The following is a 15,871-nucleotide window of genomic DNA, read 5'->3' as shown; positions in this document are numbered from 1 at the left end:
CCCTAACCTAATCGGTCACTAATCGTCGCTATTACCCAGGGGTCAAAGCCGCTAGATTCATGGCCATTACGCGGATGACCGCGTCAGCCACCATGCAATTTCCACTAACAGGATGTACCCATGCAACAGAAGCTTCCGCACCTGATCGGCATGCTCGATTCGCCCTATGTGCGCCGTGTCGCCATTACCCTGCGCCTGCTCGGCATCGAGTTCAGCCACCAGTCGCTGTCGGTATTCCGCACCTACGAGGAATTCCGCGGCATCAACCCGGTAGTCAAGGCACCGACCCTGGTACTGGGCGATGGCCAGGTGCTGATGGACTCGACCCTGATCATCGACTGCCTCGAACACCTGGCCGGCCGCAGCCTGATGCCAGCCGAACCGGCCGCACGGGTGCGCGCCACGCGTCTGCTGGGCCTCGCGCTGGCGGTCATGGAGAAGGCGGTGCAGCGCTACTACGAGCAGCAGCGGCCGGATGACAAGCAGCTGGCCAGTTGGCAGGAGCGGGTCGACCAGCAACTGCATGCCGCCCTGGCACAACTGGAGAGCGAACTGCGCGAAATGTCGCTGGACGCCGCCGCGCCGCTGGACCAGGCCGGCCTGAGCATCGCGGTGGCCTGGACTTTCGTGCAGCTGCTGCACTCGGAAGACATCCCGGCGGACAGCTATCCGGCGGTGGGCGACTGGGCGCAGCAGGCCGAGGCGCTGGAAGTGTTCAAGGCCTTCCCGCCGGTGTGATCTTTCACCGAGCGCAGGAGCGCGCTCCGTCCGCAATCGGCTGCCCCCACGCCAGGCCTATTGACGGAGCGACCGGCAAGACATCGCCAACAGAGCCCGCTCCTACCCACTGAGACCTAGTCCTTCGGCAGTTCCTCGTGCTGTTGGCGAGTGAAGCGCAGCAGCACGAAGCAGATGACGAAGCCGCAGAGCGCCAGCCCGGCGGCGACAAGGAAGATCGACGCATAGCCATGACGGGCAGCGACCAGCCCCATCAATGGGCCGGCGACGCCCATCGCCAGATCGAAGAACAGTGCGTAGGCGCCCAGCCCCGCGCTGCGGCTGCTGGCCGGGATGCGCAGCACCGCCTCCACACCCAGTGACGGATAGACCAGCGACAGGCCACAGCCGGTCAGCGCAGCGCCCAGCAGCGCGAAGCCCGGCCCCGGCGCCTGCCAGAGCAGCAGCAGGCCGAAAACTTCCACACCCAGGCAGACCACCGCGACGGCAAAGCCGCCGAAGCGATTGACCATGCCCGAGAAGACCAGCCGCGCGCCGACGAAGCAGACGCCAAAGGCAGTCAGGCACCAGGCCGGATTGGCCCAGCCCTGGCTGCCGTAATAAAGGGTGATGAAGGTCGCCAGGGTGCCGAAGCCGATGGAGCCAAGCATCACGCACATCCCGTAGGGCAGCACGCGCCCCAGCACCGCGTGGAAGGCCATGCGCGCACCGGAAATGGTCGGCACTTCCGCGCGGTTTCGGGCCGCCAGCCAGCCCAGCGCGGTCAGCACCAGGACACTCACACCCAGGCTCCACAGCCCCAGCGAGGCCGACATGGTCACCCCCAGCGGAGCACCGATGGCAATGCCGCCGTAGCTGACGATGCCGTTCCAGGAAATCACCTTGGCGGTGTTCTGCGTCCCCACCAGGGCAATGCCCCAGCTTGCCGTGCCGATTCCCAGCAGTCCCTGCGCCAGGCCGAACAGCAGGCGGCTGCCGAGCAGCAGCGTCAGGCTCAGCCAGTTCACCGATTCGAGGCTGGTGGAAGCCAGCACCAGGGCTCCGCCGATGCCCAGCACACCCAGGCCATAGAGCACGGCGCGCTTGGCGCCGTGGGTGTCCGCGATGTGGCCCGCCAACGGCCGGGATACCAGGGTGGCAATGTACTGCAGGCCGATGACCGCGCCGGCGATCACCGTCGAGTAGCCCAGGCCTTCATGGACGAAACCGGGCAGCACCGGCAGCAGCAGTCCGATGCTCAGGAACAGGACGAAGGTGAAGACGACGGTCGCGAGGATGCGCAGGGTGACGGAGGCGGTTCGCTGCTCGGACGAGCTCATGGACGGGCCTGACGGTGGGTGGCGGAGCATGTGCGGGAACGATTGAAAGCAGGCTATCTATTTCCGCCCCGATTGCCAATCCGAACCTCGCGCGCCGTTCGATGCTCCTATAGTTGTTCCATTGCCGCGCGCCGCAGCGGTGCGCTCCACCTGCAGCAAGGAGATCGTCATGGATACCAGCCAGCACAGCCTGGGCGCCCTGTTCAAGCAACTGGGCCTGCCCGACGGGCGCAAGGAGATCGACGCCTTCCTCGGCAGCCACCGCCTCGCCGAAGGCCAGAAACTGCCGGACGCGCCGTTCTGGAACGAGGCCCAGTCGCAGTTCCTGCGCGAGGCGCTGCAACAGGACTCGGACTGGACCGAGGAAGCCGACGAACTGGCGGTTCGGCTGTCCAACTGATCCGCCGCTACCTCACTTGAGATAGGAGCGCAGCACGCCCATGACCTGTTCCAGGTCTTCGTGGCGCTGCGCCGCGGTACGGTCCTCGGCGCCCAGATGGTCGCGCAGGTGGCCTTCGAGCACCTCGGCCATCAGGCCATTCACCGCGCCGCGGATGGCGGCGATCTGCTGCAGGATCGCCGCGCATTCGCTGCCCGCCTCCAGCGCCCGTTCCAGCGCCTCGCTCTGGCCCTTGATGCGGCGCACCCGGGTCAACAGCTTCTTCTGGTCCTTGATGGTATGTCCCACGTCAAAAGCTCCAAAGGCATACTGGGGTATAGTATCCAGACTGATCCTACGGACCATCATCATGCAGCCTGCCGCCCCCTCGCAAGACGGTCGCCACGAACACCAGTTCCACGAAGGCAACCCCCTGGCCGAGCGCAACACCCTGCGCGCCGCGCTGCTGACCGTCGTGATGATGGTGGTGGAGATCGCCGGCGGCTGGGTGTTCAACTCCATGGCGCTGCTCGCCGACGGCTGGCACATGAGTTCCCACGCCCTGGCGCTGGGCCTGGCGTTCTTCGCCTACGTGGCGGCGCGGCGCTTCAAGGGCGACGCACGCTTCGCCTTCGGCACCTTCAAGATCGAGGTCCTCGCCAGCTACACCAGCGCCATCCTGCTGCTGGGCGTGGCGGCGCTGATGATGTTCGAGTCCGTCGCCCGACTGCTCTCCCCTTCGCCGATCCATTATCAGCAAGCCATCGCCATCGCGGTCATCGGCCTGCTGGTGAACCTGGCCTGCGCCTGGTTTCTGCGCGGCGAGCAGCACCACCATGGCCACGATCACCATCACGGTCATGACCATCACCACGACCATGAACATCATGACCATGGGCACGACCTGAACCTGCGCGCCGCCTACCTGCACGTGCTGGCCGACGCCGCCACCTCGGTAGCGGCGATCATCGCGCTGATCGGCGGCCTGATCTGGGGCGCCGCCTGGCTCGACCCGCTGATGGGCATGGTCGGCGCCGTACTGGTGGCCGTCTGGTCGATCGGCCTGCTCAGGCAGAGCGGCCGGGTGCTGCTGGATGCCGAAATGAACGACCCGGTAGTGGAGGAAATCCGCGAGGTGGTCGCCGGCTTGCCGCAACCGGCGCGGATCACCGACCTGCACCTGTGGCGCGTGGGCAAGTCGCGCTATGCCTGCATCCTCAGCCTCGCCAGCAGCGGGAACCTGACGCCGGAGCTGGTGCGCCGACGCCTGCAGGTCCACGAGGAACTGGCGCACATCACGGTGGAGATCAACACCCTCCCCGCGTGAACGACCGGAAGTCGTGGCGGCTTTGACGTCCGCTACGCCGCTGCGGCCTAATGCGCAGCCTGTCGAACCCCGGTCGCCCGCCCGCATGTCCAGCTCCCGCTTCTCCACCGCCCAGCAACGCGCCAGCATCCTGCACCTGCCTGCCGGCCCCTGGACGACGGTGCTGGATTGCCTGTGTGCGCGCTTCCCGGCGATAAGCCGCGACACCTGGCTGGACCGCATGGCGCGCGGCAAGGTGCTGGACAACGACGGCCAGCCCATCGGCCCCGAGCATCCCTACCGCGAAGCGCTGCGCATCCACTACTTCCGCGAGGTGCTGCAGGAAACGCCGATCCCCTTCCAGGAAAGCATCCTGTATGCCGACGAACACCTGGTGGTGGCGGACAAGCCGCACTTCCTGCCGGTGACGCCAGCCGGTCAATACGTCGAGGAAACCCTCCTCGCCCGTCTCACCAGGCGCCTGGACAACCCGCTGCTGGTACCGCTGCACCGCATCGACCGGCTAACCGCCGGGCTGGTGCTGTTCTCCGCCAATCCGGACAACCGCGATACCTACCAGGCGCTGTTCCGCGAGCGGCGCATCCACAAGATGTACGAAGCCATCGCGCCAGCGCTGCCGGAACGGGAGTTTCCCCTTGTGCATCGTTCGCGAATGGTCGAGGGCGATCCCTTCATCCGCATGCAGGAAGTGGACGGCACGCCCAACAGCGAAACCCGCATCGAGGTGCTCGAACAGCGCGGCGACCTGTGGCGCTATGGATTGCACCCCGTCTCCGGCAAGCGTCACCAGCTGCGCGTGCACATGTCGGGCCTGGGTGCGGCGCTGTGCTTCGATCCCCTGTACCCGACGCTGCCACCACGCGGCGAACGTCCGCCGGAGGACTTCGACAAGCCGCTGAAGCTGCTGGCCCGGCAACTGGAGTTCATCGACCCGGTCACCGGTGAGGCGCGGCATTTCAGGAGCCAGCTGGAGCTCTCCTGGCCTTCCATCAATTTCATCGATGGTCACCCTTAAGACGATCCATTTCCGTCGATAGTGGCCCCGGTGTTTTCATAGCTCCACCCCAAGGAGAGAAAGCATCGGGAGCCGACCATGAGCTACAGCGCCAAGTCCTTTTCCGCCCTCGTCAACGCCCTGCGTGCCGACGGCATCACCCGTCCCGAACAGATGGCCCGCCAGCCCTTCCGCAATGCCCAGGGTTTCTGGTCCGCGGTGGCCAAGAAATGAATCTGGTGCGGCGACTCCCGCCTGCGCTGCGCATGGATGCGGTGATCGTCCTCTACGCACTGGCTGCGGCCTGGCTGGTGTTCTCCGGCCTATAACGCGGGGCCAATATCGCCCGCCGGCACTCGTTATCGACAGGATGCTCGGGAGCTTGCTCGCGAGCCCTTCACAAACGACAAGGGCAGCCGAAGCTGCCCTTGTCGTCACGCGCGGCCCTGCCGCGCCCCATCCTCACTTCTTCAGACAGGTGCTCATGAACGCCTTGCGTTCGTCGCCCTTGAGTGCCTTGCTGGTGGCGTCGGCATTGCAGGACTTCATCTTCTCCTGCTGCGGGGTCATCTTCTTGGCGTCGCTGCCCGCCTTCAGGCAGGTGCTCATGTACGCCTTGCGCTCGTCGCCCTTGAGCGCCTTGGTGGTGGCATCGGCGTTACAGGTTTTCATCTTCTCCTGCTGCGCGGTCTGCGCGGCGGTGGCCGCGAAGCCTTGCGCCGAGAAAAGCAGAGCCAGGACGAGCAGCGGAATCCGAACGGTGGTCATGGAGTGGTCTCCCAGGATGGAATTGCCACTCTGAGCGTAGCTCGCAGCCCAGCATTCGCGAGGCCTGCGACGCGATCCGGGAGCTTCTGGCGCAATCCGCGTGACGTTTACCACGGCATAAAAAATAAAATGGTTATATATAAATTCTAATTGATAATTTTTTGAAATAACAAAAATGCCGCAGTATGGCGCTGCCACCCATCCGGTACGCCAGGAACCTGCCATGTCGCTGTTGACCCTTCCCAATGCCCGCGAGCAAACCAAGTCGGTCCGCGCCACGGTGCTGGTGTTCAAGGACCCACGCTCGCAGGAGCTGCTCAACCGCATCGAGCGCCTGGCGCCCAGCGAGGCCAACGCGCTGATCATCGGCGAGACCGGCACCGGCAAGGAACTGGTCGCCCGGCATATCCACAAGCTCAGCCGACGCAGCACGGCCCCCTTCGTGGCGGTGAACTGCGGCGCGTTCTCCGAGACGTTGGTGGAAAGCGAGCTGTTCGGCCACGAGAAAGGCGCCTACACCGGCGCCACCAGCAGCAAGGCCGGCTGGTTCGAATCGGCCAACGGCGGCACCCTGTTCCTCGACGAGATCGGCGACCTGCCGCTGAACATGCAGGTGAAACTGCTGCGCGTGCTGCAGGAGCGCGAAGTCGTGCGCCTGGGTTCGCGCACGCCGGTACCGATCAACGTGCGGGTGGTTGCCGCGACCAACGTCAACCTGGCCGACGCCGTGGTAGCCGGGCATTTCCGCGAGGACCTGTTCTACCGCCTGCACGTCGCGACCATTCGCCTGCCGCCACTGCGCGAGCGCCCCGGCGACATCCTGCCGCTGGCCGAGTTCTTCCTCGAGGAACATTGCCAGCGCCTGGGCTACAACCGTGCCTCGCTGAGCCCCGAGGCCGAACGCAAGCTGCTGGGCCACACCTGGCCGGGCAACATCCGCGAGCTGGAGAACGCGATCCACCACGCCCTGCTGGTGTGCCGCAACCAGCAGGTGCAGCCGGGCGATCTGCAACTGGCCGAGCTGCCCTCCGCTCCGCGCCACGACCTGCTGCGCCAGGACCACCTCCCCCACGCCCTCGCCCCGCGAGTCGAGGCGACGCTGGAGCAGGCGCTGCTGGAGTTGTTCGAAAGCAACAAGCCCGACCTCTACGAGCATGTCGAAGAGGTCCTGTTCCGCACCGCCTACCACTTCTGCCACGGCAACCAGCTGCAGACCGGCCGTCTGCTGGGCATCAGCCGCAACATCGTCCGGGCGCGCCTGGAGAAGATCGGCGAGCTGAACCTCAGCCGCACCGGCTGAGGTGGTTTCAGCCCGCGCCGGCGCTGGGCTGAAACCGTCCGTCGGCGCTTCTCGCCCGGTCGCCCCCCGGCAAAGGTTATAATCCGCGCCGTTTTCCGGCCGGCACGCCAGCGCCCCCTGAACGTCTACACTGCCAGGACGACACCCCGGCTCGGTGTGGATTGCCCGTGCGAGGCCCATCTTCAAAGCTTCAAGTCATCAGCTATTCATCAGGAATGATCGTGACCAAAGACGAACTGCGCGCGGAACTGGAGCGCCAGGAGCAACGTTTCAAGGATGAACAAGGCGGCGAAGTGACCCTTTATGCCGCTCAGCCCGAACCCGGCAAGAAACCCTGGCGCAAGCGACCCAGCGTGCAGGACAAGGCCTTCGACCGGGAGCTGGAAAGAATCGAAGAAGAACGACTGAAAAAGGATCTGGAAGCCCCGTCCCTTTAATCGCAGGTACGGCCCCAGGCCAAGAGACTCCCCCCGGAATCCGTTGGGGAAAATCTCGAGGCGATGGGCGAGCAGTGCTCCGTGGGGGAGCCCGCCAGTTGGCCTGCAAACACTCATCCGATGGGCCGGCGGCCCGCGTGGAAGCATTGCAAACTTTTTCCACCCTGCCTGAAAGCGCCGTGCGACGTGGCGTCGCGCAAATTGGAGAAACCGTTTCAGGCTGAATACGGTGCTCCAAGCTTCTGGCATAATCGCCGCCCCGTCTCCGACCGGTCATAGAATTTTCATGTTCGATCTCTTCAGCGGACTCGATGTCTGGGTGGGTATCAGCCTGGTGCTGGCACTCACATTCGTCCTGGCCTTCGAGTTCATCAACGGCTTCCACGACACCGCCAACGCGGTGGCCACGGTCATCTATACCAAGGCCATGTCCCCGTACCGCGCGGTGATCCTCTCCGGCATCTTCAACTTCCTCGGCGTATTGCTCGGCGGCGTTGGCGTCGCCTACGCAATCGTCCACCTGCTGCCGGTGGAACTGCTGATCAACGTGAATACCGGCCACGGCCTGGCCATGGTGTTCTCATTGCTTGCCGCGGCCATCACTTGGAACCTGGGCACCTGGTACTTCGGCATCCCGGCCTCCAGCTCGCACACCCTGATCGGCTCGATCCTCGGCGTGGGCCTGGCGAATGCTCTGATCACCGGCGTGCCGGTGGCCGACGGGATCAACTGGGGCAAGGCCATCGACATCGGCCTGTCGCTGATCTTCTCGCCACTGGCCGGCTTCCTGGTCGCCGGCGCCCTGCTGATCGGCCTGAAGTGGCTGTATCCGCTGTCGAAGATGCACAAGACGCCGGAAACCCGCCGCGACGTCGACGAGAAGAAGCACCCGCCGTTCTGGAACCGCCTGGTACTGGTGATCTCGGCCATGACCGTGAGCTTCGTGCATGGCTCCAACGACGGCCAGAAAGGCATCGGCCTGATCATGCTGGTGCTGATCGGCATCGTCCCGGCGAAGTTCGTCCTCGACCTGAACAGCACCACCTACCAGATCGAGCGCACCCGCGACGCCGCCATCCACCTGCAGCAGTTCTACAACCGCCATTCCGACACCCTCGGCGAGATGCTCGCCCTGGGCAAGGCCAGCGAAACGGACCTGCCCGATCTGTACCGCTGCGAGCCGAAGCAGACCGAGGCGACCCTCAAGGGTCTGCTGAGCGACCTGCACGGCGTTTCCAGCTACACCGACCTGAACGACGATGAGCGCGTGCAGGTGCGCCGCTATCTGCTGTGCCTGGACGACACCGCGAAGAAGGTCGGCAAGCTGTCCGAGCTGCCGTCCCGCGAAAAGGCGGACCTGGAGAAGCTGCGCAAGGACCTGACCAGCACCACCGAGTACGCACCTTTCTGGGTGATCATCGCCGTGGCCCTGGCCCTGGGCATCGGCACCATGGTCGGCTGGAAGCGCGTGGTGCTCACCGTCGGCGAGAAGATCGGCAAGCAGGGCATGACCTATGCCCAGGGCATCGCCGCCCAGCTCACCGCGACCGCCGCCATCGGCATGGCCAACATCTACAGCCTGCCGGTCTCCACGACGCACGTGCTGTCCTCGGGCGTGGCGGGCACCATGGTGGCCAACCGCAGCGGCCTGCAAGGTAGCACGATCCGCAACATCCTCATGGCCTGGGTACTGACCCTGCCCGTGTCGATCGCGCTGGCTGCGGGCCTGTTCTGGCTGTCCTCGCGCTTCATCGGCTGACTCCGCGACACGCCCCCCCGAAAAACGCCTGCATCCGCAGGCGTTTTTCATTTCCGATCCCTCACAGACTCACGACCTGCCGCGGCAGGCGGATGATGAAGCGAGCACCGCCCTTGTAGTTATCCACAGACAGGCTGCCGCCCATGTTGCGAATCAGGTCGTGGCTCACCGACAAGCCCAGGCCGGTGCCCTTGCCGATAGGCTTGGTGGTGAAGAAGGCCTCGAAGATGCGCTCCATCACCGCCGGGTCGATACCGCCAGCGTTGTCGCGCACGTGCAATTCCACCCAATCGGTGTCGGTGCACGGCTCCTGCGCCACGCCGACCCAGCGGGCGCCCTCCTCGCCGCGCCCGAGCAGCGCGTCGCGCGCGTTGGCCAGCAGGTTGATCAGCACCTGCTCGAGCTGGTCGGAGTAGCCGCGCACCACCACCCGCTGGGCCGGCGGCCGGCACTCCAGACTGATGCCCTGCTGGGTCAGGCTTTCGCCCAGCAGCGCAATGGCGCCTTCGCAGGCGTCGTAGGGATCGAACGGCGCGGCTTCCAGCTCCGATTTACGGCTGAACACGCCCATATGGCTGATCACCCGTGACAGGCGGTCTATCTGTGCGTCGGCACGCTCCAGTTTTTCCTTCAGGTATTCCGGTTCGCCCAGCTTCTGCCGGGCGTTGTAGAGGGACATGCGCAAGACGTGCAGCGGCTGCTTCATCTCGTGGGCCATGCCGCTGACCATCTCGCCCAGGCTGGCCATCTTCGCGCCCTGGGCCAACTGTTGCTGTGCATGGCGCACGGCCGTGTTATCGCGACCTACGGCCTGGACTTCCACCAGCCGGCCCTCGGCATCCAGCAGCGGCCGGTCCGACCAGATCAACCAGAGATTGCGCTGGCCGGGCAGGCAGAAACGCAGCTCCCAGGAATCGTCGGCCGCGCCCTGGCCACCGCCCACCAGGCGCGCTCGCAAGGCGCTGCAATCCTGTTGCGACAGCCACTCGTCCAGACGTCGACCGAGCAATGCGTCCACCGGCTCGCCCAGCACCTGGGCGAAGGTGCGGTTGATGAAGGTCAGCCTCAGGTCCGGGTCGTAGCGGCAGATCAGCGCCGGCGAATCCTCCACCAATACGCGGTAGCGCTCCTCGCTTTCGGCGATCTGCATCGCCGCAAGACGCTGTTCGGTGACATCCAGCCAGAGGCCGACAGCCTCCTGCGGAATGCCCTGGATATCCCGCAGCAGCTTGGCCTCGTCATACAGCCAGTGCCATTCGCCGCTACTGTCGCACAGGCGGTACTCGGTGCGGACGCGGCCTTCGCGCAGCAGTTCGCGGCCACGGTCGAGGAAGGCCTCCAGATCGTCGGGATGCACCCGTTCAGCCAGCGCCTGCCAGCTCTGCCCCTGCAGGTCCAGGCCGAGAATGTTGCCCGCGCTCTCGCTGTAGAACTCGGGGATCAGGTGCCCCTCCTCCACTCGCTGCACATAGATCACCACCGGCGCGCTGTCGATCAGGTTGCGCAGCCGGGCATGGGCCGCCAGCGCCTGTTCTTCCTGCAACTTGCCCTCGCTGATGTCCAACAGCACGCCGTCCATCAGCTGGTCCCCGACGCGGGCCTGTCGTCGTCCCTGCAGGCGCAGCCATCGGCGCGTCTGGGTCGACGCTGCACTGCGCAGGCGCAGATCCTGGACCAGCCGCCCGCCCGGTTGCAGGTTGCGAAGGCGCAGGCTGAGTTCGTCGGCATCGGCCGGGTGCAGCAGGGCCAACAGGTCGGCCAGTGCCAGCTGCAATTGCCCTTCCGCCAGGCCGAGGCTCGCTGCGACGGCCGGCGACAGTTCGAACATGCTTTCGTCGACCCGTAACCGCCACCAGCCACCACCGACCATGTCCTGCAACAGGCTCAGGCGTCGGCTGCTATCGCGCAGACTGTGCAGTTCGGTGCGCTCGTGAACGAGGTTGGTGAGGATTTCCGCCAGGTACTGCCAGTCGCTCGGGGCCAGCCCTGGCCAGGTGCCGCCGTGCTCCATGGGTTCGGCCAGCAGGCCGGCGAGGCGCCCGCCCCGTACGGGCGCCGGAATCAGGTAGAGCTGGGCGCAGCACAGGGTACGCAGCAGCTCCGATGGCCTGTCATCCGCCCCCAGCAGGCAGGCACCGCTGGCCGCGCGCAGCTCGTCGCCTGGCAGCGCAAGGTTTTCCCGCAGCAGGCTGTCGAATCCGGGCTGCACATAGCAGGCGAAGACCCTCAGGCTCTGGTCCGGAGCTTCCAGCAAGAGTGCCATGCTGCGCATGTGGAAGTTGCTGCAGAAGGCCTCCAGTACCTCACCGACCGCCTCGCTGAGGCGACGCTGCGAGCTATGACGCAGGCGCGCCAGCAGGAGCTTGCTGAGGCTCAGGCACTGCAACTTGTGCTGCTGGTTGTCGGATTGCCAGTTCAGGTCGGAGATGTCCGTACCCAGCAACAGGCAATGCTCGTTGGCCTGCAGGACGGCGCGGAAGCGGCAGACCAGCGGCAGGTCGCCGGTGCTGCGCAGCACCAGGTCGAGGCGCTCGCCGCCGCGCAGGCTGGAGACCTGCATGCCGCCGGGAATTCGGCGGTCCAGGTAATCGCCGAGGCCTGGCAGATCCCCATTGCCCGGCACCGGCGGCAGCAACCTGTGCGCCTGGCTGCCGCCACGGGCGATGACGCGGTCACGACTGTCCAGCTCCAGCCACAGGTCGCAGTGGCCGGTCACCACGGGCTCGGCCAGCTCTTCCGCCGGCAGAGCCGGGCGCCGCCGTGCGGCCAGGGGCCGGCTTGGCAGCGGGTTTTCGTTCATCTCATGCTGGCCACGGGGCCTGGAGCGCCAGAAATCGAACATCCAGCGCCTCAGAGCAGGACGCTGGCCGTGCCGCTGAGCACGTCCGGCAAGCGCGGCACGGTGCCGATCCCTGGCAGGGTCAGCAGGGGCACGATGGGCGAGGTGGCATAGGGATAGCTGATGCAAACCTGCACACGGGTGTACTGGCGGCCCGACACCGTTTGCGTCACCGGGGTATCCATGAACTGCCCGCCGTAACAGCCATTGCGCCAGCTCGTCGGCATCCAGCTCAGGCGTTGGGTCACGGCGCTGTCCACGGCAGCCTTGAGCGCGGCGTTATAACCGCCCGCCGCCTGTGGATTCACCGAAACGGCCACCCGCGCGCCGGCCGCCGCCGCATCGTTGAAGGACTGCAGCATCAGCAGGGGTACGCAATAACCCAGCAGCCCGTAAAGAACCGCGAAGAACAGAACGAACACGGCGGCGAACTCGATAGCTACCGCGCCCCGCTGCGTGCTGCGACCGCCGACTCCGTTCATGCGCAATACTCCCGGACCAACATGCAACTTGAATGATCGTTCAACTTATCGGCACGGCTAAACTTTGCTGAAGATACGCGCCGTCGGATAATTACCGCTACCCAGCAATACTAGGCGGTCTTCCGGGATTCGCCGGATGTCCTGTCGGGTTAACGTTGCGAGCCAAATTCGAATTTATCTGGCTTGAATTGCAATATAGCGCTGCAATAGCGAATACCTTAAGACTCTTCGTATCTGCTTCGACATCGCCGCCTCCGGGATGAGGATATTCTCGATGCTGTTCAAACTCTGCCTTCTGGCCTGGTTCGCGGTCTGTGCCTACCAGGATCTCACCCGGCTGCGGGTCAGCAACTGGCTGACCCTTGGCGGCGCCCTGCTCGCCCTGCTGTTCCTGCTGGCCACCGGTCACACGCTGACCGGACACACCCCACAGACCGCGGCACTGGCGGCGTTGCTGGCGGCAGCGCTCACCGTACCGGGCTACTGGCTGGGGAAGCTGGGCGCGGCCGACGTGAAGCTGCTGGTCGCTCTGGGCCTGGCCAGCGACCCGCTGACGGTGCTCTATACCCTGGCCCTGGCCAGCCTGTTCTGCGTACTGCTGATGCTCGCCAGCAAACTTTTGATTGATTCGGACAGCGTGGCGATTAATTGCAAAAAGAAATTAGCCAGACTGCAACCGTCAAAGTTCAAGTCATTCCCTTTCATATTCACGCTATTCGTCGGTCTTCTGACGGCCTTTTCCTTGCCTTACTGATGCCTCGCCTTTTATTGGCGCGATGCAAACTTAACGACTATATGCTAAGGGTTAATACCACCCATCGCCTGATGGAACGATCCGGCTGCGGTTATCGAACAACCGGACGATAAAAATAATGGATATGTATTTTCAAGGAGCGTGCAGTCATGGACAAAACGGCCAATCGCCGTTTCAGCGTGCTGGTCATCGATGACGAGCCGCAGGTCACTTCCGAGCTTTCCGAGTTGCTGGAAAACAGCGGCTACCACTGCGTGGTCAGCGACAGCAAGGACAGCGCCCTGCAGAAATTCCGCGACGATCCCTCGATCGGCCTGGTGATCTGCGACCTGGGCCTGGGGCGCGACAACGGCATCCGAGTGGTCGAGGCGCTGAAGGAGGCGGCCGGCACGGCGCGGTTCTTCGAAACCATCATCCTCACCGGCCAGCAGGGCAGCCAGGAAGTGATAGAGGCCATGCGCGTGGGCGTTGCCGACTACTACCAGAAGCCGGTGGCGCCGATGGACCTGCTCAAGGGCCTGGAGCGCCTGGAGGCGCGCCTGCACGAGCGCATTCGCAGCCAGCTCAGCCTGAGCCATGTGAACCAGCGCCTGGAGTACCTGGCCGAATCGCTCAATTCAATTTCGCGGGATATCCACAAGATCAAGTACGAGGTTCACGGTGGCGGCCAGCCCGCCGGCGGCGGCGCGCTCAAGCAGGAGCAAACCGAGCCTGCGGCCAGCGCCGCGCCGAACAACGCCGAGCAGATCGCGCCAGTGGTGAACAACCCGTTGTTCAACAAGCTCTCGCCGCGCCAGCAGGCGGTGGCGCGCCTGGTGAGCAAGGGGTTGACCAACTACCAGATCGCCTACGACCTGGGGATCACCGAGAACACCGTGAAGCTTTACGTCTCGCAGGTGCTGCGGCTGATGCACATGCACAACCGCACGCAGCTTGCCCTCGCCATTTCCCCCAGCGCCTCCCAAAGCAGCGCGGTGCACTGAGCACCGCGCCGCTCCTGACGACCTTCAGATCAGCAGCTCGGCCCCGCCGGTCTGGAGGTCGATCAGGCGTACGTCGAGGATGCCGGTCTGGATGCCGAGCAGCGACAGCAGCGGGTCGATCAGTTGCTGGCCGAGGGCACTGACGAGCGTTCCCAACCCCGATGTCAGGTTGAGCATCAGGTCAGCGAGCGAGTTGACGATACTGCTCAGCGCACAGAGCAACCAGCTGACGAGAATAATGGCATTGCAATTACCACCCGCAGTGACCTTGATGCTCAGCGAGTTTCCAAGACTGGCCAGCCCCGCCCCGAGCGAAGAGCCCAGTGGACTCTGCACCCGCGTCACCGCGCTGGGCAGATCCGACGGACCGTTCACCGTAAAGCTCAGCGACTGCTCGCCAGGAATGGCGAACTGCGTGCCGGCCGAGGCGCTGCTGCCGCTCGCCCCGGTCGCGGTATTGGTGATCGTCACCCCCAGCAAACTGCCACTGGCGCCGGACAGCAGGCTGACGTTGGCATCAATATTGGCGCTCGCCACCCCCGGCCGCGCCTTGACGTTGACCGTCGTCGGCTGGCCGACGCCGCCGCACTGGATGCTATCCAGCGCCGCATAGCCCTCCGCCACGCCCACCCTCAGGTTCAGTGCCAGGTTCACCAGGTTCAGCCCCAGCAGGTTGGCGTTGGCGCCGACGATCATCTGCACCTGGGCATTCTTGGCGACGGTTCGCCAATTCCCCGCGCTGTCCTTGCCGGGATAGCCGATGGCGATGGTCGGCGGCGAGATGACCTGCAGTTTCACCGTCGGCACCACGCCGGCGATGTTCTTGCCTTTGAGGTCGACGTTCACCGCGTTGTTCTTGTTCGCCACCATTGCAGTCGCCATCAGCAGGTCCAGCAGATTGACCCCCGCGTTGAGCGCCGTATCGCGCACGCTGTCAGGCGCCACCACGCTGAGGATCTGTCCGAGGGTCAGGTTGGCCGTCGGCACGTTGATGTTCGCCAGCGCGGTGCGCAGCAGGGAGGTATTCACGTTGGCCAGCTGTGAGGCGTCCGCCGCGTTGACCATCGCCTGGAGCAACTGCGCGGCGGTGACGTTGGCGCCCAACAGGCTGTCGATCTTGCCCAGCTCCAGGTTCACGCCAGCCGCCTTGAGTTGCTGGCTAAGGGCAAGCAGCGAGACGTTGGCACCGGCAATGCCCTGGTAGGTCACCAGGTCGAGGTTGATCGTGGTGCCGAGCAGGCCGCCAAGCAACGCGTTGAGCAGCGGCGAGTTGGTCGAGTCCAGGCTCAGCACGCCGCTGCCGGCGGAAATCCCCGCCATCGCCGTGCGCCGGCCCACCGCCTGGGCGCTGAGCACGGTATTGCTGCTCGCGCCGCTGAACAGGCTGGCGACATTGAGCAGCAAGCTGGAGGGCACCGTGTGGGTCGCCTGCACGCGCACGGAGTCCCCAGGGTCGCCACCGGCGATGAACGTCCGCCGCGACGACGCCGAGCCATAGCCGCCATCGAAGGTCACACTGCCCAGCGTCGCCACCAGGGAATCGCCGGTGGCCGGGACGAACCCGTTCCGGGCCGCGCTGGTCGTGACGTACCCCTGCACGCCCGACGGCAATCCACACAACCCGCCCTGGGACGCCGCCTCCAGGGCCGCCATGTCGACGACCCGCTGCAACTTGCGCTGCTCGTAGTACAAACGCCCGGTGTCGATCACCAGCGCCAGGCAGATCAGCGCCAGCAACAAGGTGCCGGCCGCCATGACTCCAATCGCGCCCCGCTGCCGTTCGCGTCCCATG

At 65.1% G+C, this 15,871-nt stretch carries 16 protein-coding genes; 10 read left to right on the top strand and 6 right to left on the bottom strand.

The window, feature by feature from the left end:
• The first annotated feature begins 120 nt into the window (after positions 1 to 120).
• Entirely contained in the window at positions 121 to 738 is a 618-nt protein-coding gene (locus PNI01S_RS11855; protein WP_084358300.1) for a glutathione S-transferase family protein, read from the top strand.
• Positions 739 to 854: 116 nt separating this feature from the next.
• Here the strand turns inward: PNI01S_RS11855 and PNI01S_RS11850 are convergent, their stop codons facing one another.
• Positions 855 to 2,057, bottom strand: a complete 1,203-nt coding sequence (locus PNI01S_RS11850) for an MFS transporter (protein ID WP_084358299.1) — start codon at positions 2,055 to 2,057, stop codon at positions 855 to 857.
• 169 nt (positions 2,058 to 2,226) lie between these two features.
• On the opposite strand from PNI01S_RS11850, the gene PNI01S_RS11845 reads away from it, so the two are divergent.
• Positions 2,227 to 2,457: a DUF2789 domain-containing protein gene (locus PNI01S_RS11845; protein WP_024764117.1), complete on the top strand. Its 231-nt coding sequence runs from the start codon at positions 2,227 to 2,229 to the stop codon at positions 2,455 to 2,457.
• A 12-nt stretch (positions 2,458 to 2,469) separates the two neighbouring features.
• On the opposite strand, the gene PNI01S_RS11840 is transcribed toward PNI01S_RS11845, so the two are convergent.
• Positions 2,470 to 2,745, bottom strand: a complete 276-nt coding sequence (locus tag PNI01S_RS11840; protein ID WP_024764116.1) for a metal/formaldehyde-sensitive transcriptional repressor — start codon at positions 2,743 to 2,745, stop codon at positions 2,470 to 2,472.
• A 61-nt stretch (positions 2,746 to 2,806) separates the two neighbouring features.
• On the opposite strand from PNI01S_RS11840, the gene dmeF reads away from it, so the two are divergent.
• From dmeF to PNI01S_RS28635, 3 genes are all read left to right on the top strand, one after another.
• The gene (gene dmeF / locus PNI01S_RS11835) at positions 2,807 to 3,763 is read left to right on the top strand and encodes a CDF family Co(II)/Ni(II) efflux transporter DmeF (protein ID WP_084358298.1); all 957 of its coding nucleotides are present in this window, start codon (positions 2,807 to 2,809) and stop codon (positions 3,761 to 3,763) included.
• Between the two features lie 85 nt (positions 3,764 to 3,848).
• Positions 3,849 to 4,778, top strand: coding sequence for a pseudouridine synthase (locus PNI01S_RS11830; RefSeq protein WP_084358297.1), 930 nt, complete (start codon positions 3,849 to 3,851; stop codon positions 4,776 to 4,778).
• A gap of 78 nt (positions 4,779 to 4,856) precedes the next feature.
• Positions 4,857 to 4,991 carry a hypothetical protein gene (locus PNI01S_RS28635; protein WP_017519380.1) on the top strand — a complete coding sequence of 45 codons (135 nt, stop codon included), beginning with the start codon at positions 4,857 to 4,859 and terminating at the stop codon, positions 4,989 to 4,991.
• Between the two features lie 228 nt (positions 4,992 to 5,219).
• On the opposite strand, the gene PNI01S_RS11825 is transcribed toward PNI01S_RS28635, so the two are convergent.
• On the bottom strand, positions 5,220 to 5,525 hold the full coding sequence (locus tag PNI01S_RS11825) for a PsiF family protein (RefSeq protein WP_024764113.1): 306 nt from the start codon (positions 5,523 to 5,525) through the stop codon (positions 5,220 to 5,222).
• A gap of 223 nt (positions 5,526 to 5,748) precedes the next feature.
• Here PNI01S_RS11825 and PNI01S_RS11820 point away from each other — a divergent pair, with 223 nt between their 5' ends.
• The 3 genes from PNI01S_RS11820 (at position 5,749) to PNI01S_RS11810 (ending at position 9,021) form a co-directional block, all read left to right on the top strand.
• Positions 5,749 to 6,825, top strand: coding sequence for a sigma-54 interaction domain-containing protein (locus PNI01S_RS11820; protein ID WP_024764112.1), 1,077 nt, complete (start codon positions 5,749 to 5,751; stop codon positions 6,823 to 6,825).
• Between the two features lie 221 nt (positions 6,826 to 7,046).
• Complete coding sequence (locus PNI01S_RS11815; RefSeq protein ID WP_024764111.1) at positions 7,047 to 7,262, top strand: hypothetical protein; 216 nt, start codon at positions 7,047 to 7,049, stop codon at positions 7,260 to 7,262.
• A 286-nt stretch (positions 7,263 to 7,548) separates the two neighbouring features.
• Entirely contained in the window at positions 7,549 to 9,021 is a 1,473-nt protein-coding gene (locus tag PNI01S_RS11810; protein WP_084358296.1) for an inorganic phosphate transporter, read from the top strand.
• A 61-nt stretch (positions 9,022 to 9,082) separates the two neighbouring features.
• On the opposite strand, the gene PNI01S_RS11805 is transcribed toward PNI01S_RS11810, so the two are convergent.
• Both PNI01S_RS11805 and PNI01S_RS11800 read right to left on the bottom strand, forming a co-directional pair.
• A complete protein-coding gene (locus PNI01S_RS11805) occupies positions 9,083 to 11,863 on the bottom strand; it encodes a PAS domain-containing sensor histidine kinase (protein ID WP_084358295.1) in 2,781 nt (926 codons plus the stop codon).
• Between the two features lie 8 nt (positions 11,864 to 11,871).
• Complete coding sequence (locus tag PNI01S_RS11800) at positions 11,872 to 12,342, bottom strand: TadE/TadG family type IV pilus assembly protein (RefSeq protein WP_024764108.1); 471 nt, start codon at positions 12,340 to 12,342, stop codon at positions 11,872 to 11,874.
• A 274-nt stretch (positions 12,343 to 12,616) separates the two neighbouring features.
• Here PNI01S_RS11800 and PNI01S_RS11795 point away from each other — a divergent pair, with 274 nt between their 5' ends.
• Positions 12,617 to 13,096, top strand: coding sequence for a prepilin peptidase (locus PNI01S_RS11795; protein ID WP_081753990.1), 480 nt, complete (start codon positions 12,617 to 12,619; stop codon positions 13,094 to 13,096).
• Positions 13,097 to 13,245: 149 nt separating this feature from the next.
• The gene (locus tag PNI01S_RS11790) at positions 13,246 to 14,079 is read left to right on the top strand and encodes a response regulator transcription factor (RefSeq protein ID WP_024764106.1); all 834 of its coding nucleotides are present in this window, start codon (positions 13,246 to 13,248) and stop codon (positions 14,077 to 14,079) included.
• A 24-nt stretch (positions 14,080 to 14,103) separates the two neighbouring features.
• Here the strand turns inward: PNI01S_RS11790 and PNI01S_RS11785 are convergent, their stop codons facing one another.
• Complete coding sequence (locus PNI01S_RS11785) at positions 14,104 to 15,870, bottom strand: pilus assembly protein TadG-related protein (RefSeq protein WP_084358294.1); 1,767 nt, start codon at positions 15,868 to 15,870, stop codon at positions 14,104 to 14,106.
• Between the last annotated feature and the right edge of the window lies 1 nt (position 15,871).

The sequence above is a fragment of the Pseudomonas nitroreducens NBRC 12694 genome (assembly GCF_002091755.1).
GTDB lineage: Bacteria > Pseudomonadota > Gammaproteobacteria > Pseudomonadales > Pseudomonadaceae > Pseudomonas > Pseudomonas nitroreducens.
This window is presented reverse-complemented; position numbering and strand designations above follow the sequence as displayed.

Coding starts and splice junctions, on each gene's coding strand:
- PNI01S_RS11855 (WP_084358300.1), top strand. CDS start 121: ATGCAACAGAAGCTTCCGCACCTGATCGGCATGCTCGATTCGCCCTAT.
- PNI01S_RS11850 (WP_084358299.1), bottom strand. CDS start 2,057: ATGAGCTCGTCCGAGCAGCGAACCGCCTCCGTCACCCTGCGCATCCTC.
- PNI01S_RS11845 (WP_024764117.1), top strand. CDS start 2,227: ATGGATACCAGCCAGCACAGCCTGGGCGCCCTGTTCAAGCAACTGGGC.
- dmeF (WP_084358298.1), top strand. CDS start 2,807: ATGCAGCCTGCCGCCCCCTCGCAAGACGGTCGCCACGAACACCAGTTC.
- PNI01S_RS11830 (WP_084358297.1), top strand. CDS start 3,849: ATGTCCAGCTCCCGCTTCTCCACCGCCCAGCAACGCGCCAGCATCCTG.
- PNI01S_RS28635 (WP_017519380.1), top strand. CDS start 4,857: ATGAGCTACAGCGCCAAGTCCTTTTCCGCCCTCGTCAACGCCCTGCGT.
- PNI01S_RS11825 (WP_024764113.1), bottom strand. CDS start 5,525: ATGACCACCGTTCGGATTCCGCTGCTCGTCCTGGCTCTGCTTTTCTCG.
- PNI01S_RS11820 (WP_024764112.1), top strand. CDS start 5,749: ATGTCGCTGTTGACCCTTCCCAATGCCCGCGAGCAAACCAAGTCGGTC.
- PNI01S_RS11810 (WP_084358296.1), top strand. CDS start 7,549: ATGTTCGATCTCTTCAGCGGACTCGATGTCTGGGTGGGTATCAGCCTG.
- PNI01S_RS11805 (WP_084358295.1), bottom strand. CDS start 11,863: ATGTTCGATTTCTGGCGCTCCAGGCCCCGTGGCCAGCATGAGATGAAC.
- PNI01S_RS11800 (WP_024764108.1), bottom strand. CDS start 12,342: ATGAACGGAGTCGGCGGTCGCAGCACGCAGCGGGGCGCGGTAGCTATC.
- PNI01S_RS11795 (WP_081753990.1), top strand. CDS start 12,617: ATGCTGTTCAAACTCTGCCTTCTGGCCTGGTTCGCGGTCTGTGCCTAC.
- PNI01S_RS11790 (WP_024764106.1), top strand. CDS start 13,246: ATGGACAAAACGGCCAATCGCCGTTTCAGCGTGCTGGTCATCGATGAC.
- PNI01S_RS11785 (WP_084358294.1), bottom strand. CDS start 15,870: ATGGGACGCGAACGGCAGCGGGGCGCGATTGGAGTCATGGCGGCCGGC.